The organism is Paenarthrobacter sp. (assembly GCF_031180005.1).
Lineage (GTDB): Bacteria > Actinomycetota > Actinomycetes > Actinomycetales > Micrococcaceae > Arthrobacter.
In genome coordinates, this window is sequence record NZ_JAPSHI010000011.1 from 110,180 (window position 1) to 129,331 (window position 19,152).

At 58.7% G+C, this 19,152-nt stretch carries 13 protein-coding genes; 8 read left to right on the top strand and 5 right to left on the bottom strand.

The window, feature by feature from the left end; translation table 11 throughout:
- Position 1: 1 nt before the first annotated feature.
- From yidC to RIF72_RS10460, 5 genes are all read left to right on the top strand, one after another.
- Positions 2-985 (top strand): membrane protein insertase YidC, encoded by a 984-nt coding sequence (gene yidC, locus RIF72_RS10440; RefSeq protein ID WP_309074740.1) that lies wholly within the window; start codon positions 2-4, stop codon positions 983-985.
- Positions 985-1,536, top strand: a complete 552-nt coding sequence (locus tag RIF72_RS10445) for a R3H domain-containing nucleic acid-binding protein (protein ID WP_309074741.1) — start codon at positions 985-987, stop codon at positions 1,534-1,536. Before yidC ends, RIF72_RS10445 begins: the two co-directional genes overlap by 1 nt.
- A 6-nt stretch (positions 1,537-1,542) precedes the next feature.
- Positions 1,543-2,193 carry a 16S rRNA (guanine(527)-N(7))-methyltransferase RsmG gene (rsmG, locus tag RIF72_RS10450; RefSeq protein WP_309074742.1) on the top strand — a complete coding sequence of 217 codons (651 nt, stop codon included), beginning with the start codon at positions 1,543-1,545 and terminating at the stop codon, positions 2,191-2,193.
- Positions 2,194-2,280: 87 nt separating this feature from the next.
- Positions 2,281-3,336 carry a ParA family protein gene (locus RIF72_RS10455; protein WP_157367099.1) on the top strand — a complete coding sequence of 352 codons (1,056 nt, stop codon included), beginning with the start codon at positions 2,281-2,283 and terminating at the stop codon, positions 3,334-3,336.
- A gap of 67 nt (positions 3,337-3,403) precedes the next feature.
- The gene (locus RIF72_RS10460; RefSeq protein ID WP_309074743.1) at positions 3,404-4,615 is read left to right on the top strand and encodes a ParB/RepB/Spo0J family partition protein; all 1,212 of its coding nucleotides are present in this window, start codon (positions 3,404-3,406) and stop codon (positions 4,613-4,615) included.
- A 5,565-nt stretch (positions 4,616-10,180) separates the two neighbouring features.
- Here RIF72_RS10460 and trxA read toward each other — a convergent pair.
- The 5 genes from trxA to RIF72_RS10485 all read right to left on the bottom strand — a co-directional run bounded on the left by trxA (position 10,181) and on the right by RIF72_RS10485 (position 16,112).
- Positions 10,181-10,507: a thioredoxin gene (trxA, locus tag RIF72_RS10465; protein ID WP_014923339.1), complete on the bottom strand. Its 327-nt coding sequence runs from the start codon at positions 10,505-10,507 to the stop codon at positions 10,181-10,183.
- A 34-nt stretch (positions 10,508-10,541) separates the two neighbouring features.
- Positions 10,542-11,498: a thioredoxin-disulfide reductase gene (gene trxB, locus RIF72_RS10470; protein ID WP_309074744.1), complete on the bottom strand. Its 957-nt coding sequence runs from the start codon at positions 11,496-11,498 to the stop codon at positions 10,542-10,544.
- Positions 11,499-11,726: 228 nt separating this feature from the next.
- Complete coding sequence (locus RIF72_RS10475) at positions 11,727-13,424, bottom strand: ABC transporter substrate-binding protein (RefSeq protein ID WP_309074745.1); 1,698 nt, start codon at positions 13,422-13,424, stop codon at positions 11,727-11,729.
- A 139-nt stretch (positions 13,425-13,563) separates the two neighbouring features.
- A complete protein-coding gene (gene murJ, locus RIF72_RS10480) occupies positions 13,564-15,582 on the bottom strand; it encodes a murein biosynthesis integral membrane protein MurJ (protein WP_309074746.1) in 2,019 nt (672 codons plus the stop codon).
- A 26-nt stretch (positions 15,583-15,608) separates the two neighbouring features.
- The gene (locus tag RIF72_RS10485; RefSeq protein WP_309074760.1) at positions 15,609-16,112 is read right to left on the bottom strand and encodes an NUDIX hydrolase; all 504 of its coding nucleotides are present in this window, start codon (positions 16,110-16,112) and stop codon (positions 15,609-15,611) included.
- 196 nt (positions 16,113-16,308) lie between these two features.
- Here RIF72_RS10485 and RIF72_RS10490 point away from each other — a divergent pair, with 196 nt between their 5' ends.
- From RIF72_RS10490 to RIF72_RS10500, 3 genes are all read left to right on the top strand, one after another.
- Positions 16,309-17,775, top strand: a complete 1,467-nt coding sequence (locus RIF72_RS10490) for a CCA tRNA nucleotidyltransferase (protein WP_309074747.1) — start codon at positions 16,309-16,311, stop codon at positions 17,773-17,775.
- Positions 17,776-18,357: a histidine phosphatase family protein gene (locus tag RIF72_RS10495; RefSeq protein WP_309074748.1), complete on the top strand. Its 582-nt coding sequence runs from the start codon at positions 17,776-17,778 to the stop codon at positions 18,355-18,357.
- 600 nt (positions 18,358-18,957) lie between these two features.
- On the top strand, positions 18,958-19,098 hold the full coding sequence (locus tag RIF72_RS10500; protein ID WP_017197242.1) for a hypothetical protein: 141 nt from the start codon (positions 18,958-18,960) through the stop codon (positions 19,096-19,098).
- Positions 19,099-19,152 lie beyond the last annotated feature (54 nt).

A 19,152-nucleotide genomic window follows, 5' to 3' on the forward strand; every position in this document is an offset into this window, starting at 1 on the left:
TATGGACTTCTTTGAAACAATCATGTTTCCGTTCCAATGGCTGGTGTCAATCATCATGGTTGGCTTCCACGAGGGACTGAGCTTCCTTGGAATGCCCGGTGCGAACGGCTGGACGTGGACTCTGTCCATCATCGGCCTTGTGTTGGTGATTCGTGCTGCCCTGATTCCCGTCTTCGTCAAGCAGATCAAGGCGCAGCGCGGCATGCAGCTGCTGCAGCCTGACCTGAAGAAGCTGCAGACCAAGTACAAGGGCAAGACTGATCAGCTCTCGCGTCAGGCCATGGCCCAAGAGCAGATGGCCCTGTACAAGAAGCATGGGACCAACCCGTTCTCGGCTTGTTTGCCGATGCTGATCCAGATGCCGTTCTTCTTCGCCCTGTTCCAGGTACTGTCGGGTATTTCAAACCGCGCTGACCAAGGCCAGGGCATCGGTGCAATGAGCCACGAACAAGTGGTTCAGTTCGACCAGTCCAGTATTTTTGGCGCACCGCTGTCTGCGTCGCTGCTGCATGGTGGGGCCGGAGGCAACGAAGCCTCGGTTTGGATCCTCTCCATCATCATGATCATCGCCATGACTGCCTCGCAGTTCATCACGCAGAAGCAGATCATGGCTAAGAACATGTCCGAAGAAGCAATGGCCAGCCCGTTCATGCGCCAGCAGAAGATGATGCTCTACATCCTGCCGCTCGTGTTCGGTATTGGTGGAATCAACTTCCCCATCGGTGTCCTCATCTACTGGACCACCACTAACCTCTGGACCATGGGCCAGCAGTTCTTCGTCATCCGCCGCATGCCTACTCCGGGTTCCCCCGCCGCTAAGGCACTGGAGGAGCGCCGTGCCGCGAAGGGCCTGCCCCCGCTGCTGGGTGGCAAGAAGAATGCTGCCGCGGACGCTGCCGCTGAAGCCGAAGCTGCCGCTGCGGCAGCCGCCGAAATCAGGGCCCAGCGCGTCCAGCCACAACGTAAGAACAGGAAGAAGAAGTAATGTCTGCCGAGAGCACCGAAGAAGCAATTACCGCTGTGACTGAAGACCAAGAGGACGCGCAGGAAGAGACGCAGTCCAAGACGGCCAGCCGATTGGAAGAGGAAGGCGATATCGCCGCCGACTACCTTGAGGAACTCCTGGATATCGCCGACATTGACGGTGACATTGACATTGAGGTCCGCAACGGACGCACGTACATCTCCATCGGTGCTGATGAAGAGTCTGCAGCGTTGGACAGCCTCGTAGGGCGGGACGGTGAAGTGCTGGAAGCCTTGCAGGAACTGGCCCGCCTCTCGGTCCTTTCCGCTACCGAAAGCCGTTCACGCCTCGTCCTGGACATCAACGGTTACCGTAAGGAACGCGCCGGAGTGCTTCAGCAGATCGCCGAGGATGCCGTAGCCAAGGTCAAGGCGGATGGTGGCACGGTTGCCCTTGAGCCGATGAGTGCATACGAGCGCAAGATCGTCCACGACGCCGTTGCTGACCTCGGATTCGTCTCCGAGTCCGAGGGCGAAGGCGCCGGCCGCCACATCGTCGTTTCGGCTGACTAGCAGCCCATGGTTGAAATCACCGCAGCTGAACTGGAAGCGGCCGAGAAGATCTTTGGGGATCGCTTGGATCTTGCCAAGCGCTACGTGGAACACCTGGCTACGTCAGGGATGGAACGAGGGCTGATTGGCCCCCGTGAGATTCCGCGCCTCTGGAGTCGTCACGTCCTGAACTGTGCAGTAATTGAGTCTGCGATTGCCATGGACAGCCATGTTGCCGATGTCGGATCCGGTGCGGGCCTTCCCGGTCTCTGCCTGGCAATTGCACGCCCAGACCTCGATCTCACGTTAATTGAGCCGTTGGAGCGTCGTGTTATCTGGCTCCAGGAAGTTGTGGATGACCTCGGCTTGGACAACGTCACCATCATGCGGACCCGGGCTGAGCTCGCGGTTGGAATGGTAGATGCTGACGTCGTTACAGCACGTGCAGTTTCTGCCCTTTCCAATCTGGCCGGTCTCACCATCCCACTCCTGAATGGTCATGGTGAAGTGGTGGCAATCAAGGGACGCAGCGCGGCTGAAGAGATAGAGAAAGCAAAGAAGGTCATACGCAAACTTGGTGGCGTGGAAACGTCAGTTGTGGTTTGTGGACAGGAGCTTTTGGAGGAACCCACCACCGTGGTGAGGATCATCGTCAACAAGCACGGAAAGACGGCGTAGGTCCCGCTCGGTTTCCCGCGTGTCGGCGGTCGAGCGGTTAGGCTAGAGAACGGCAGCAAGCGCCGAATGAGAGTGAGAGTGTGACCAGTGGGTAGTAGTGAAACCTCCACGCAGCGAATTCCCCCGTTTATGTCTTTGGGGTCCGCGCGGGCCATGGCCACACCCTCTGCATCTCTCCAGTCCGCGATAGTGCGCACTGATTCGGTTGATAATGCTGCCGTTTCACGTGAAACTGTCTCAGATGGAGTGCGTAACGTCATGGATTCCATCGATGATTCGAGTCCCATCGCCCGTCAGTTGGCTAACGAAACCCGACGCCGCGAACGGCTGATCGGACGGGAATTGCCCAAGCCGGACAAAACCCGTATCTTCACCGTTTCCAATCAAAAGGGCGGCGTAGGTAAGACCACCACTACCGTGAACATCGCTGCTGCCTTGGCGTCCGCCGGTCTCAACGTGTTGGTGATCGACATCGACCCTCAGGGAAATGCCTCCACAGCTTTGGGTATTGAGCACCACGCTGACGTAGACAGCATTTACGATGTGCTTATCAACGATCTTCCCCTCAAGGACGTTGTAGCTCCATGCCCTGACATACCCAACCTGATCTGTGCGCCCGCCACCATTCACCTGGCTGGCGCCGAGATCGAGCTTGTTTCACTCGTGGCCCGCGAGCAGCGACTTCGCCGTGCCATTGACGTCTACGCCAAGGAGAGGGAGAGCAATGGAGAGGGCCGGCTGGACTTCATCTTTATCGACTGCCCTCCCAGCCTCGGACTTCTGACAGTCAACGCGTTCTGCGCCGCCAGTGAGGTCCTCATTCCCATCCAGTGCGAGTACTACGCCCTGGAAGGTTTGAGCCAACTGCTCAAGAACATCGAGATGATCCAGAAGCACTTGAACGCAGACCTCGTTGTCTCCACCATTCTCCTGACCATGTACGACGGCCGCACGAATCTGGCTGCGCAGGTTGCGTCCGAGGTTCGCCAACACTTCCCTGAGCAGGTGCTGGGTGCTGTAGTTCCTCGGTCGGTACGCATCTCTGAAGCTCCGAGCTATCAGCAGACCGTCATGACGTACGATCCTTCTTCGAGCGGCGCGCTTTCCTACATGGAAGCAGCCGCCGAAATAGCTGAACGCTAGAATTCTTGAAACACTGCAACAGCTTGGGCCGGTCCGTGCTCGGCTATTCCATCGGAGGGATGAATCAATGAGCGAAAAGCGAAGGGGCCTCGGCAGGGGTCTTGGGGCTCTCATTCCTAGCTCGGCCGCGGCCCAAGGGAACGGTGCTGCACCTTCCCGTCCCGTGGATCTGTTTTTTCCGGAGGCACGGAAAGCTGAGGAGTCTGCAACAGTAGATCCCGTAATTGAGGAATCGGGTTCTGGCGATGCCAAGCCTGCTGCTTCGAAATCACCTGCCAAGACCTCGGTGACGAAGTCCTCAAGCACCAAGACATCGACGTCTGTAGGGTCGGGTTCGAAACCCGCAGCTTCACGCACTGTCGCTGCCGTCAAGCCAGATTCTGACGAAGCAGGTTCGACGGCGACCGCCGCGCCTTCCACTGCATCCCCGAGCTCCTCTCCCGAGGTGGAGTTGGTGGAGGTCCCAGGAGCTCGGTTTGCTGAAATTCCCGTGGGTGACATCCACCCGAACCGCAAACAGCCTCGTTCGGTCTTCGATGAAGATGACATGGCTGAACTGGTGCACTCTGTGCGGGAAATCGGGGTCCTCCAGCCAATTGTTGTACGTACTTCTACCGAAAAGGGTGGAGAACCGTATGAATTGGTTATGGGTGAACGTCGCTGGCGTGCAGTGCAGGCCGCGGGACTCGAAACGATTCCTGCGATTGTTCGTGATACCACCGACGATGACCTTCTCCGCGATGCCCTTCTGGAGAACCTTCACCGTAGCCAGCTGAATCCGTTGGAAGAAGCCGCGGCCTACCAGCAACTTCTGGAGGACTTCGGAACCACACATGAGCAATTGGCCGACCGGATTGGTCGTTCCCGTCCACAGGTGTCCAACACGCTGCGTCTGCTCAAGCTTCCGCCGTTGGTTCAGCGTCGTGTCGCCGCCGGTGTCCTGTCCGCTGGGCATGCCCGTGCTCTCTTGGCACTCCCGGATGCTGCAGCGATGGAGCGAATGGCACAGAAGATCGTGGCTGAAGGAATGTCAGTCCGGGCTACCGAAGAATCGGTTGCTCTGTACCAAGATCCCACCACGCCAGCTAAGAGCAGCATCCCCAAGCCGAATGCGCGGCACGAACGTCTGGACTACTTGGCGTCGTCGCTATCAGACCGTTTAGACACGAACGTGAAGATCACTTTGGGCGCACGTAAGGGACGTGTCAGTATCGAGTTCGCCAGCGTTGAAGATCTCAACCGAATTATGGATGTCCTTGGCCCTGGGGCCGACGACTAGATCCAACAATCAATTGAATGGGGCTCACATACGATGTGGGCCCCATTTTTCTTGTTGAACTGACGCCCGAGGCCAATTTCATGTATATACGAAGACGGCGATCTACCTGAGTTTCCGTGTTTCACGTGAAACGAACTACCTTACGTTGGCAAAGGTTCGGTAGGCAACCCGAAGGAGGTAAGGTAGCCCGCAGGTACGACAGCCCGAGTCCGTTGGTAGTTTTGGTTCAAGGGCGCTGCCCGTCAGCACTGCTGCTCCCTCTTGGCATAGTGCCCCCTGACGCAAAGACGACTAGACGTCAGAGTGTATTACCCCGAAGCTCTTCGGTACGTAGGAAGTGCCAATGGTCTTACCGTAAGTCTGCCGCCAGCCAAGACATCTCTATCCGAAGGCTAGGCGAGGACCGCTTCTTGTACACACGTCAACCAATTTTGAGACTGACTGCGTTGTGACTATCCCTTCCCGCATGGAGTCGGTACATTCTCCGAAGCCGATCGCATCGAGCAATTGGCTCCGTATACGTAAAGGTATTGAGGAGGGCTTGGTTGTCCTTGTAGATGATGGCGGAGATAGCCACATACTGGTCGGCAGTGCTACGGGGGCTAGACGACGTAGAAGTGGGTTTCACGTGGAGCATTCCGACTGGGGCCCATCACTGGACGTATTTTTGGTTCGGTGGGATGGTCTAGTGCACGACGGTTCCAGATAGGGCCTGGGACCGGACAGAATATGTTTTGAGCGTCCAGCTCAATACCGTCTTGATGTGGATTTGAAGGCCCGCGAAAGCCAATGTCCTACAAAGTGGAGATGTTTCACGTGAAACACGCGGCGGTACGACTGACGCCGAGGCCAGTGTAAGGCGTTGTTAACAGAGAGAGCCACATGTATCCGCTCCCCCTACATGCCCGGTGGTTGGGACTAGCAGACGGATCCACCTGTTGCAGCGCGCTTCATCATCGGGAGCACAAACTGGGTGAAGACCGTTTCACGTGAAACGCTTGTAGTTGCTGCGCATAGATTCGGCTTTATCGCATGTCTAGGTCCCACTTGGGTGGACCTTGCTCAGGTATCGCAACCAATTGCAAAGCAAAGCGCGGGTTGAGCGTGTCGAATCATTGCTGACCCCTGCTGATAATTGCCTTCAGAAGGGCCCGGATAGGTGGGAAAGCATGGGTCGGACCGCCGAACTATATTGCTGGCTCTGTCAGAACGACGATCGCTAGTGCCCAGTGTCTGCCTCCCACGTCATTGCGTGTGAGAAGGACAGCTTGTATGTCGGACTTCGGCCCAGTCGGACGTGAGGGTCGTACGAGAGAGACGGACTATTTCCTCGAGTGAGTTCGCTTCTCATCGGCCCCTCTTTCAGTGACAACCTTCATCTACGGGTATTCACTTCTCGTAAGAAGCAACAACTATGGAGCATCGCGTTGATTGGGGTGGGTTCTGGAGGACGACTGAATAGATGCATGACATTGGGCAGCTTGTGACATGGACGCTCCCTGTACCCTCCTAGGTCCTGTTCTAGGGGGTTCGCTAGCGCAGCCCGCCACGCGCCGCCGGAATCCGGCAACGGTGGAGTTCATGAACCTGCTACGAATCTTCTGCCGTGCGAAGACTATCCTGGAGGACCACGACAGCTCAGGCATAGTCATGTTCTTCGGGTGCTACGGACGATGTGCCGTCGGTAGTTAGTCGGCGCCCCGCCGGCCCGAGCACCCGGTTGTCTGCTCGTATCTGAAGCGCGCCTAAACACTGGAACTAGAGACGGTCTACGGAGTACGCGTGTGGGTAGCGGTCTGCATTCTCTACTGCGCGGACTGAGTCCTTCCACTAATAGAGGGTCAGGTGCGCTTGAATATATGCAAACTGGGCTCAAGTCAGTTCCCAAAGGCGGAGGACGATGCCAGCAGGGCCAACCGATCTCCTGGGGTGTGCGACAAAGGCGGGACAAGCCGCGCGCCATCCGCCCGTTCTTAGTCGATTGTGCTGACGAGCTCCGTGTGTGGCCGTTATAGGAGTCGTGTCCGCAAGGCTTCCGGGCGCGACACCAAATGGCTTAGACTCCTGTAGCAGCCTCTGGCATTACTGTTGGGAGCAGTGACGTTGGCCACGATTGGTCTGATGTTGATGCGGGGTCGCGGTCCCGGAGAGCTTCACATGTAGTGCACCGGCGTGCGGGTCGCGTCAGTGGAAGCTCATAGTGCCACAGTCGCGGCGCCGCATGTTTCACGTGAAACAGCACGACGCAGACACTGTTCCCAACGATGGTGACAACAGCAACGGGAATTGGAGTCGTGGATAAGTCAGTGGATATCTCTGTGGATAACTTTGGGGATAACCTTGCGTGCGGGTACCGATTCCCGACGAGCCCCTATAACTTAGTGAGGGGCTGAGCTGCGATTGCGCCTGTTGATTAATGGCGAGAGATTCAAACTAGCGCGGAAAGGGGCAGCGTTCTGGATCTGGCGTCCTCAGGTCGCGAAAGCTGCCCCATTTGCGGTGATTTCTCGTGGTATTAGGCTGATTCTGAACGACTGAACGGTCCACTTCCACGCACCTGTTGGTACAGCCCAGTAGAGGGCGGCCTTGTCGTTGAGCAGGCGCCTATGGGTGCCGCCTAGCCATCAGTGTGTGTAATGTCATGACCGGTGGATAAGCCTGTGGATAACGATGTGTATAAACCGGTGGATAACAACGTCAAAAGCGGCGGGGCTTGAACCATCTCCACGAAAGCTCAAGCTCAAGGGTGACATGGACCGTCTTCCTTATAGGGTCTGCTTGGATGACTTAAGCCGCCCCTACCCGACAGTTCTTCTCCAGGTTTGATGGTGATTTGCAGAAGACAAGGCCTACGTGGATTTTGGCTGCTCTCCTCAGCTAGGGAGCCGAGGCTGGCGACGGCAATTCATCCGATGTCTCCCATGTGAAAAGCGAGCTGACGAATTGGTGTCGCGGTGCTAGGTCGCTGGCTAGTCTCCCCCAAGTAAGCGGAATGACCTGGCAGTTTGAAGCTATGCGCTAAGCTACTGCTCACCGGACGGCCTGGCGAGCAACAGAACGAAAGTCTGCGGTGCCGCGCTCTGGTTGTCCACCACGCCCACACCGCTGCGGCATATACCTCTGGCTTCTCTTAGCTTCCACTGAGCCGAGCCGAGCCGAGGCGACAATAGGGCGGTGGGTTACTGCGTTTCACGTGAAACGTCCACCACCGTATTGATCCGTGCTTCACGTGAAACAGCCGCGGAGCAGGTCCGAACACTGCCCCTGTGCCAAGGAGCGCCGTAGGAGAACCTACATGCCCCTTGAAGAGGGTAGTTCCCTAAGCTATTGGCACGGATCTCAACTTCAATGTCGAGGGAACCGGTCGTTGGGGCGGCGGTCATTCACTAGCCCGGTCTGGACCTCGTCGGCTACTGATTCGCCCGTTGAGTGAATTGATCACATGATGCGGGCAGAACTCTTGTGCACGAACGACTGAACTGTCGGTGCGTGTGATGCTTCGGTGGGAATCGACCTCGCATTCCCAAGGTGGATCGTGGATCGAATTTCTGGCCATGCCATGAGAACGTTTTGTTTCCCAGTCCAGCTTCTTCAGAGGCCTGATGCCTTCACCCACTAAAGCAACGAGGCTGGATTTTATATGTCTTGTATTCAGTATTTCGGTGTTTCCTTCGGACTCCGTTAGAAGTGGCTATTGCTGAGGCGACAAGTTCGGTTCGGTAGATATCCAACGGCGGGTGAAGTGCAAAGGTGCAGTATTGGGCGGAGTGATGGACGCCGTCATCGCGTTTCACGTGAAACACTTCCAACCGATACAAATGCCGACAGCCAGTCCGTTTAGGTGCGTTCCACGTCGGCGGCAGGTCATGGCTATGCGGTGACCCAAGGTTGGTTGGAAAATATCCGAGTGACTGCCCAAAGTGGGAGTGTGTCTTTCGGAAAGCGTGAACCGCCAGAGCGATTCGGTCGTTGTGGCTTGACTGGTAAGTCGCGCTGGCTGGCAACGAGGTGGCGGTTCAACGGTGATGGCGTTCCCTTAGTGGGCCGCTCCCCCACAAGCGATGCTGTTCGGAGGCGTGGATATGACGATGGCTCGGCACCCTGATCCCGTACGGAAAGAGTTACTTCGACGCGTTGGCCGGCGAAGACGGGCGATCATTTTCCTTGGCGTGGTAGCGGGGAACGTTCTGCGTGTCCAACTGACTCCTGGCGATGTGTGGCTATGGGGCGTCGCACGATCCGAGGCTATAGTCAACTGTGTTCCGTACACCTATTCCACTCGCCAACCTTCACAAGATCTGCCACGCATGAGCTTTGGGCCTACGAACCTCCAAGCCGTGCACAGCCTGCGTACCGAAAACCACTGCGGAACAGCACACTGCAGCTTCGCCTGCCTACAGGCTGTGCTCTGCCTCTTATACGCCCCAGGTGGTTCTTACGGCCTTCGTTGGGTTAAGCGGCCCCAGTAGACCCTCTAAGCCGTCATCGATAGCTATCAAAGCCCACGAGGCCCGTCGAGAGCCCGCGATGTGCCTTTGAGGTCCCAGCAGAGGGCTCAGGGCTCTCGTCCATGGAATCCCTGCCTGGCCTTCCAATCGCGGCCCCACACCTCGGTCGTTGTTCACTGGGAGCAGACGCTTTCATGCTCCCAGCTACAGACCGTCAGCCCCTAACGTCTATAGCGGCCTTGGACGTCTCACCGAAATGAGGAGTGGTTGGTCTTCGGAAGGGCGCACTTACATGCGTTCTAGGGAATTCCTAGGCTCGTGGTTGTTGATTGCAGTAGAGGCTACTTGCTTCTTGGTATTCTCCGAGACTAAGAGCCGATTGCTTCTGAGAGCTCGTGATGTTTCACGTGAAACAGGATAGGGAGCAATGCTCATGAAGAGACAATGCGCAGTGATTAGTCTCGCCACGTCCTTCGTTTCACGTGAAACACGCGGCAATAGGGATACGTCAGCGCAGGCATGGTCAACGAGAGAACCCAAGTTTCGGCGGATTCCAAGAACTGGACGATCAACAGCATGGAGTAGGGCGTCGCACAAACGGAAATCATATTGAGTGCTCACTGCAGGGGCTCGCGGAAGCAACCGTAGACGAGTCAACCCACCCTGTGGTTATAGGAATTCCTTCGAGCGAGCGTAGTTGAGAATCCGGGGAGAGTGTAAGGGCAGTCCGACTCTCGGTTCTAGTGCTCCCTGAAAGCCATTACCGGATAGGCTGTCGAATCCCCCTTGACAGGCCTACTAGTCCAGCCGAACCGAATCGGCCTGCCTGAGTTGCAGACGGACGGAACCTGGTCGGACGGGTGCGGAGCAAGCACGAGGGATGTGAGAGAAGGTCCAGTGGAAGCACGAGGGATGTGAGAGAAGGTCCACCCCGGCCTACCCTAGCTAGGGAAAAGTGGATCGGCGACTTTGAGAATGCGAGAGCCTGTTCAGAGCAAAAAGGTCATGAAAGTGACCGATGATGGTCAATTTTCTAAGAACAGCAAAAAACCGGCGGCTGCCACTCCATCGGGAGCAGTAACCGCCGGTTTTCTACGAACTTAGATCAGACGAAGGCTTAGGACAGGACGTCCGCAAATTCCTTCTCGAAGAACTGCTTCGGCTTGGCGCCGATGACAGTGCTCTTCACTTCTCCCCCACTGAACAGGTACACGGCCGGGATGGACGTGATGCCATACTCGGCGGCAATGGCGGGGTTGTCATCGACGTTGAGCTTTACAACGTCAACCTTTTCGCTGTACTCAACGGAGATTTCGTCGAGGATGGGGCCGAGCTTGCGGCAAGGGCCGCACCACTCTGCCCAGAAGTCCACGATGACCGGCTTCTCGGAAGCCAGGACATCCGTGCTGAAGCTTGCGTCAGTTACGTCTTTTGCGTTGCTCATAACTTTTCCCTTCGTATGGTTGCTTGGAGGCAGCTTAGGAGTGCAGGTCGGCGAGGTAGTGCTCTACGTCAAGGGCAGCCACGCAACCGGAGCCGGAAGCCGTGATGGCCTGGCGGTACGTGGGGTCAATGACATCGCCAGCGGCGAAGACACCCTTGATGTTCGTCCGGGAGCTACGGTCTTCTACGGCGATGGTTCCCTCGGGGGTCAGATCAATCTTGCCCTTGATGAGTTCCGTGCGGGGGTCGTTGCCGATGGCCACGAAAACGCCGGTTACAGCGAGTTCGGACTCGGTGCCGTCCACCAGGTTCTTGAGTTTCAAGCCAGTGACCTTGTCGTCACCGAGAACATCCTCAACGGCGGTGTTCCAAACGAAGCTGATCTTCTCGTGGGCCTGGGCACGGTCACCCATGATCTTGGAAGCCTTGAGGGTATCGCGGCGATGGACAACCGTGACGGACTTTGCAAACTTGGTGAGGAACAGTGCTTCCTCCATGGCCGAGTCGCCACCACCGATAACGGCAATGTCCTGATCTTTGAAGAAGAAACCGTCGCAGGTTGCACACCAGCTAACACCATGGCCGGAGAGGCGCTTTTCGTTAGCCAGCCCGAGCTCGCGGTATGCCGAACCAGTGGACAGAATGATGGCCTTCGCCTGGAAGGTCTCGCCGGTTCCGATGGTCACAGTCTTGATGTCGCCGTCGAGGTCCAACTCGGTGACGTCCTCGAACTGGATTTCGGTGCCGAAGCGTGCGGCCTGCTTTTCGAAGTTCTCCATCAGGTCCGGGCCCATGATGCCCTCCGGGAAACCCGGGTAGTTTTCCACGTCCGTGGTGTTCATCAATTCGCCACCGGCAGTGACGGAGCCGGCAATGAGCAGAGGCTTCATGTTGGCGCGGGCGGTGTAAACGGCGGCGGTGTAGCCGGCAGGGCCTGAACCTACAATGATGACGTCACGCACCTGCGATGCGCTGTTTTCTGCAATGCTCACGTGGCGTGAACCTCTTCCTTAGTCGATGCTGCGGCTTTCGGGGCAGCCATCTGACTCAACCCCTGTTGCTTTCCAAATATTCCGTTGGAGTTGGGGGCCCTAAAGCCACCACCATTCAGGGTACCGTCTGCGGCCATCCCGAATCTAAGTGGTGACGCCAATGTAGATAGCAGTAGAGGCCGTTCTGACGAGTCAAAACGGCCTCTACTGCTACCTAGTTGGGTTTGCTTACTGGACTGTGACCTCGGCCAGACGCAGTCCGAATCCAAATCGGGTTTTCGGTGCAGCCAGCTTCGGGAGGTCGCTGATGACTACGATGACGTACTGGGTCTGCGTAGGTGCTGCAAGCGGCATGGTCAGTTCCGGGGACGTGAAGCTGTTGGTGCCGACCAGTTTTGCGCCGTCCATCGCAGGACGATCGTTGGTGTAGACGCTGATGCTACCGCCAGAGCCACCCAGCTGGTTCAGCACTACCGACTTGACCTCGGTGGGTTCCTTGAGCTTAACCACAAGGGGCATGTCTTCGAAGAGCCCACCCCAATTTGCCGAGGCAAATTCCATGTCCGACCAGTAGCTGGCAGCGTTGCCGTCAAAGGCCCTGGCAAGATCCTTGTCATAGGTGGCGGCGAACGGGAAGTCGCCGAGGCGCGTGATGCCTTCGATTTCCGGCGGTGTGACAGGGGCCGGAGCTTCAGTAGGCGCAGGCTCCTCGGTTTCCGCGGCAGAAGATTGAGGGGCAGGCGTGCTTTGCGTCGCGGCAGGTGCGCCACTGGGCAGGAGGCTGCCGAGATTGGTCACCGCAAGGACGAGACCGACCACCAAGACGGCGGCGAGCAGGCCGCCTACCAGCCACCGCAGGGAACGCGGTTCCTTCTCAGGAGCCTCGTCTTCGTAAACGTCCTCATCCGCGTAATCGTCCGTAACAGCCGACGACGCCGGGAAGCTGCTTGCCGCGCGCTCGTACCCGGAGTCGGTGCCACGGTTTGCTATACCCGAACCACCAGCAGCTGCACCGGCGCCTGAACCACTAAAGCCGTAATCCTCTTCGGACCACAGGGAAACCTTTGGCTCCGCAGCAGACTCGCGGCTATCAGGCTCACGGCTGGCTGGCTGCGACGAGACGGGCGAGGTCGAAACGGGCTGCGATGAAACGGCCTGGGTAGGCGGCTGCGATGCAGCCGCAGGTGAAGCTCCGCCCGCACTACCGGAAGAACCAGCGCCAGCAGATCCAGCGTCGCCAGCGCCAGCAAAACCAGGAGTGCCGGCGTCGTTGTTTTTGGATCCCGCGTGCTTCAGCGCTGCAGCGGCAGCAACTCCTGCTGCACCGGCGCCGGCAGCGGCCGCAGCCAGCTTGCCCGCGATTCCACTCTTGGGAGACGAAGGGCTGGACGAGGGCATGGGCGGTACATGCGGCGCTGTGCGTGCAGGCGCAGCGGGCTCAGGCTCACCGTCAGACTCGGAAGGGATGGGGTAGCCATTTTCGTCGTACTGAATGTACTCGGCGTCGTGCTCGTCATCCTCGTACAGGCCGTCGTACGTCTCAGGCTCGTAGGTGCGCGGCCGGCCGAAGATCTCGCTTCCGAGCGTCTCCGTGAAGAAAGGCTCGATGTACGGCGGGTTGGTAGCGACCACGAGGTCCAGCAGATCGGGGGCGGTGCTGTGGTTGGTGATCAGGTAAGTGGTGTTTTCACTGATCCCCAAGTCCAGGATCTGAACGTGGCCCGGCCTCTCCCCAGTGGCCACTTCCCGAGCGCTCTGGGCCACCTGTTCGGCATTTCCGGGACCGGCAACAAGGATGCTCACGGGACGGTTGAGGACCTGGTCCACGCCGTCGAGCACCTGATCTTGGTCATGCGAGGTCAATACATTGGCCGTGACCTTGTAGCGGCCGCCAAGTACTGATCCGACGTCGATCGGGTGGGACACGTGTTCCTCCTAGGCTGTCCGGGAGCTGCGGTCCTGCACATGGCTCCCCCGGCGAGCCGGTTGAGCCGCTTTTGCAACTACCTATATTCGTTTCTAGCCTAGCGGATTGAGGCCCGCCGCCCATGTTGGCGCCACCGGCTTACTTCCTGTGGTTGTCCTTAGCGGGGAAGTACGGATTCTGCCCGACGTCACCCTGGTAGGTGCGCCGACCCGGCAAGGGGACCTGCGGACGGAACTTGCCGCCGCGGGCCGTGCTGGGCGCGTCTTCCTCCGGTAGGTAGGTCTTGGGTGCGTCAGGTGAGTCTTCCGTGGCAGGCTCCTGGGTCCGCTGAGGAGCCAGTGCCGGCCCGGCCCTGAAGGACGCGGCGTCGAACTCGCCGGAGATGCGCGGAATCAAACCGGTATCGTCCGAGACAGTGGCGCGTGCCGCCGTCGCCGGTTCAGGTGCTGCGCCGGTAACCGGTGCTGGTACGCCCCGACCCAGGCGACCCATCAACGGACGAAGGAGGTCGCGGAGTTCGGTGACGTGGAAGACGCGCAGGAGGACCAGGTAGGCGAGCAACATGACCGGTCCGACGACGACGACCGTCACCAAGGCGGCCGGGCGGCTGCTCCATGCGAAACCATCAGCACGGTAGCTACCCAAAAGCCACAAGGCCCCAGCCCCGGCAAGTGCAGATCCCAAGCCCGCGTAGCCCATGCGAATGTACGAATTGGCGATACGTGGACCGTCGAGGTGGCCCAGCAAGCGGCGCAGGAACACGACGCTGATCACGACGGAGAGGATGTTGCCCAGCGTGTAAAGGATGGCGATCGCGTAGATGATCTGGCCGACGGGAAGGAACTGGATGAAGAACGCGCCCACCACGTAGATCACAGCCAGCCACAATTGGACGTACAGGGGCGTACGGGCGTCCTCGTTGGCATAGAACACGCGGGACATCATGAAGTTCGCGCTCAGGAACGGTGTGCTGAGGGCAAGGATGGTGAGCGTCTGGGCCAGCATGACGCCGTCCTGCGGTTCGCCTCCGGAGAAGAACATGCCCAGAGGACCGGCCAAGGCAAACAACGCCAAGGCACCGAACACGGTAGCAACGGCCATGGTGCGGAGGCCGTGGGAAAGGGCGTCGCGCAGTTCGTCTTTGTTGCCATCCTGCGACGCGCGTGTCATGCGATTAAAGAGGACTGTCGCCAAGGACAAAGCGATGATCGAGTGCGGCAGCAGGTAAAGCTGGCTCGCGACCTCAAGGACCGCGTTACCGGGCAGGACGGCAGCAGCAGCCGTGTCCCCTGCGTTGTCCAGCCGGAGACGTTCGGCGCCGGGAATGGTGGCGACCCTCATAACGTACAGGAACGCCAATTGTCCGACGGCGGCAGTGGCCAAGGTCCAAATGCTCAGTTTGGCTGCCTGTCCCAGTCCAACGCCGCGCCAGCCGAAACGAGGCCGAAGCCCAAGGCGCAAACGGAAGACGGGAATCAGCAGGATGGCAGTCTGAGCCACCACACCGAAGGTAGAGAAACCGGCAATCAGGAGCGTCTGGGTAGGCCCCCAGTTGTCCAAAGTATGGGGGTTGTAGACGTTCTCGCCCAGAATCCAGATGAACATCCCCAGGCCGGAGATAGCCACCAGGTTGTTGAGGATGGGGGCCCACATGGCGGGGCCGAAAGCTCCGTGGGCGTTCAGCACCTGCGTGAGGAGAGCGTAGAGACCGTAGAAGAAGATCTGAGGCAGGCACCAGAAAGCGAAGGTGACTGCCAAGGCTTTTTGTTGCTCGGAGTAGCCCTGGGTGGTGAGGTCGATGACCAAGGGGGCCGCGAGTGTCACCAGCGCCGTCAGCGCCAGCAGCACCAGGACTGCCAGTGTCAGCAGGCGGCTGATGTAGTCCGCGCCGCGGTCAGGGGCCTTGCTGGCCTTGATGATCTGAGGGACCAGGACGGCGTTGAACACGCCGCCGGCCACCAGCAGGAAGATCAGGTTCGGCAGGTTGTTCGCGTTGATGAACGTGTCATTGATCGTGGAGCCCAGGCCGAGGGCGGCACCGAGCATCCACGTTTTGGCGAAGCCAAGGAACCGGGAAACCAGCGTCCCTGCTGCCATGATGGCGCTGGAACGTGCTTCTCCGGATTGAACGGACTGGGTTGTTTTGGCTTCAGACATCGCCTTTATCGTCCCATGTACCCGGGTCAGAGGTGTTCGGGCAGCACTTCCCGTGCCAAATCGGCGATGCGGCGTTCATTCGGGAAGGACAATTTTCGTGCCAACTCCTGGATGGGGACCCATGCGGCGTCAACAGCCTCCTGGTCCGGATCATTCTCGATGGTCAGTTCGCCGCCCGTTGCCCGGAGCAGAAAATGATGCACGGTCTTGTGGACACGGTGGCCGCTCACGGTGAACCAGTAGTCGATGCTGCCGAGGGGCGCCAGGATGATGCCTTCGATGCCGGTTTCCTCGGCGATCTCCCGGACAGCGGCTTCCTCGTTGTTCTCGCGACCTTCCGGATGGCCCTTCGGTAGGCACCATTCCAGCCGGCCACCCCTATTAAGGCGGGCGATAATCGCGACCCGGAGTTCGCCGTCGGACGTGTCTACTACAACGCCGCCTGCCGACACTTCCTCCACGGTGGGAAGCGATGCCTGCACCGGGTGCTGCTGGGCAGGCGCGACGTGCGCGCCGATTGCCGACGGCAACGGTGCGTTTGTCCTCCTGCCAGGAGCGCTCGGGATCGGGTTGGCCATGAGGTCCACTCTAACGACTCTTGCCCTCGAGTGATGACCGGGACATGGCCACAAGATGGACTGCGGGAGACGGCCTGGCGACGCATGCCTGATTTCGCATGGAACAGTGGCCCAATGCTGAGCAAAAATCTGCCAAGCTTAAGGGACTATGGCGCACGTATTGGACAGCTCTTCAGTTAACTTCACCATCGATCCGGTGGTGCTCGACCTCGGGCAGCGCTTTGTCGATGCCGGCTTCGAGCTGTCCTTGGTGGGTGGACCCGTACGCGATCTCTTCTTGGGGAGGACATCCCCGGACCTCGACTTCACCACTGACGCCACGCCGGACCAGACCATCTCCGTCATCAAAAAGTGGGCAGACAACTTCTGGGAAATCGGGCGCGCCTTCGGCACCATCGGTATGAAGAAGAATGGCTTCCAGATCGAAATCACCACGTATCGTGCGGAGGCTTACGACCCCGATTCGCGAAAGCCTGTTGTGGCGTTCGGCAGCTCCCTGACCGACGACCTGTTGCGCCGCGACTTCACTATCAACGCCATGGCGCTGCGGCTGCCAAGCCTGGAACTCGTGGATCCGTTCGGCGGCGTCCGCGATCTCCATGCGTCGGAGCTCGCCACCCCAGGCGCCCCGGAGGCCTCTTTCTCCGACGATCCCCTGCGCATGATGCGCGCGGCCCGGTTCGCTTCCCAGCTGGGCGTGTCGGTTCACGACGACGTGCGGCTCGCCATGTCGCAGATGGCCGACCGCATCAAGATTATTTCCGCCGAGCGGGTCCGGGAAGAGCTGGTGAAGCTCATTAACGGAGCGCATCCGCGGGTAGGTATCGACCTCCTTGTGGACACGGGGCTCGCTGAGTTCGTGCTCCCTGAGGTTTCCGCCCTGCGCCTTGAAGCCGATGAACACCACCGGCACAAGGACGTGTACCAGCACTCGCTGCAGGTCCTTGAGCAGGCTGCCGCATTGGAAACAGGTCCTGACGGCCCCGTGCCCGGCCCTGATTTCGTGCTGCGGTTTGCGGCATTGATGCACGACGTCGGCAAGCCGGCTACGCGCCGCTTTGAACCGGGCGGTGCGGTGAGCTTCCGCCATCACGACGTTGTGGGTTCGAAGCTGACAGCCAAGCGGATGAAGGCGTTGCGTTTCGACAATGAGTCCATCAAAGCTGTGTCCCGCCTGGTCGAACTGCACATGCGTTTCTACGGTTACGGCGATGCCGGCTGGAGCGATTCCGCTGTACGTCGCTACGTCACCGATGCAGGTCCCCTCCTGGAACGCCTGCACCGGCTCACGCGATCCGACGTCACTACGCGTAACCAGCGCAAGGCCGACCGTTTGTCCTTCGCCTACGATGACCTGGAGCATCGCATTGCGGCGCTTATGGAACAGGAATCGCTGGCGGCCGTTCGGCCTGACCTTGATGGAGCGCAGATCATGGCGCTTTTGGGACTCAAGCCCGGCCCCGTGGTGGGGCGGGCTTACAAGTTCCTTCTAGAGGAGCGGATGGAACATGGACCACTTTCCCCCGAGGAAGCCGAGCGGAAACTCTTGGCATGGTGGGAAGCGCAACCCGAGTCCGCCGTCGTCGAGCCTTCGACCGAAACTGAGGAGTCCTAATTGAACGCTGCCATTTCCCCGCGTCCACAACTCTGGATCCTTCGACATGGCGAGACAGAATGGTCCAAGAGCGGTCAGTACACCGGCCTGACGGACCTTCCCCTCACTGTTGAGGGTGAGCAGCAGGCTGTTGAAGCCCGCAAGGTCCTTGAAGGCATCGACTTCGACCTCGTCCTGACGTCACCACTCCGCCGCGCCCGACGAACGGCAGAACTCGCGGGCTATCCGGAGGCCGTGCATGAGCCGCTTGCTGTCGAATGGAACTACGGCGACTACGAAGGCATCAGTTCTGACCTGATCCGCAAGGACAACCCGGACTACCTCATCTGGACCGATGGCGTGCCCAACGGGGAAACACTGGATGAAGTTGCTGCCCGGGCCGACAAGATCATTGGACGCGTCCTGGAATCCGGAATGGACAACGTCCTGATAGTGGCCCACGGACATTTCTCCCGGATCCTCACTGCCCGTTGGCTGGAAATGGATGCCCGAGAAGGCCGGCACTTCATTCTGGGAACGGCTAAGGTCTGCACTTTGGGTTGGGATAAGCGGACGCCTGCAATTGTGCGTTGGGGACTCTAAAACACGAATTTAGAAAAACTTTTGGTGAAATAGCTAATTTCGCTGGTCAAACTCCTTCTTCATGGGGTAGCTTATATCTTGTTCCCAGAGCGACCCGCCGGGAACAAGGCGCGCATTCTCCGGTTCAGTCAGCCGGGACAATGCCACAGCAGGCTGCTTATCAGCCAGAAAAGGAGGTTGGGAAAAATGATTACTTTGACTAGCGGACGGAAGTTGACCGTCACTGCTACCCCGGCCTCTGCTGATGATCGACGCCATTTTTGCTCTCTGACCCACTCCTGAACTACCGGACCGGCTTGTTGCCGGCGGTGTTCTTAATGGCCTTCCTTTCTCTGGACGGCTGAGTAGTCAGTTGTAGGCGCGGACCCACGCAGCATGCCGCGGGTGCGCAGTTTCCCCATAGTTCGGAACCAGCTTCTTGTTGGGTCGACTGCCGGAAGCACGCGCTATTGCAACGACGAACCCTCTAGGTTCTGTCCGCAATCCCATTATTAACCTCGGTTATTTATGCCTATTTGCGCCTTGATTTCATTCGAATTCATAAGGTTCTAATTGTTGTGCCTAAATTCCGATTGTTTCTTTTACGAAAGGAGGTGAACCATGCGAAAACGCCCCGAAGACATGCGCTTCTACAAGAGCACCGATGCCCCCAAGGACCGCACCCTGTTCAACGGCCAACTGCTGGACCAGCGCCGTGAAGACGTCTACGTTGTCCTGCACCAGATGGGACTCATCCGCTGATTCCCTTCAGCTGCGCCCGAAGGAGTTCAGATGCCACACATTAATGCTGAACCT

What these genes read in the sequence shown, in the direction of transcription:
- yidC (WP_309074740.1), top strand. Translation starts at nt 2, where the DNA reads ATGGACTTCTTTGAAACAATCATGTTTCCGTTCCAATGGCTGGTGTCA.
- RIF72_RS10445 (WP_309074741.1), top strand. Translation starts at nt 985, where the DNA reads ATGTCTGCCGAGAGCACCGAAGAAGCAATTACCGCTGTGACTGAAGAC.
- rsmG (WP_309074742.1), top strand. Translation starts at nt 1,543, where the DNA reads ATGGTTGAAATCACCGCAGCTGAACTGGAAGCGGCCGAGAAGATCTTT.
- RIF72_RS10460 (WP_309074743.1), top strand. Translation starts at nt 3,404, where the DNA reads ATGAGCGAAAAGCGAAGGGGCCTCGGCAGGGGTCTTGGGGCTCTCATT.
- trxA (WP_014923339.1), bottom strand. Translation starts at nt 10,507, where the DNA reads ATGAGCAACGCAAAAGACGTAACTGACGCAAGCTTCAGCACGGATGTC.
- murJ (WP_309074746.1), bottom strand. Translation starts at nt 15,582, where the DNA reads ATGTCTGAAGCCAAAACAACCCAGTCCGTTCAATCCGGAGAAGCACGT.
- RIF72_RS10490 (WP_309074747.1), top strand. Translation starts at nt 16,309, where the DNA reads ATGGCGCACGTATTGGACAGCTCTTCAGTTAACTTCACCATCGATCCG.
- RIF72_RS10500 (WP_017197242.1), top strand. Translation starts at nt 18,958, where the DNA reads ATGCGAAAACGCCCCGAAGACATGCGCTTCTACAAGAGCACCGATGCC.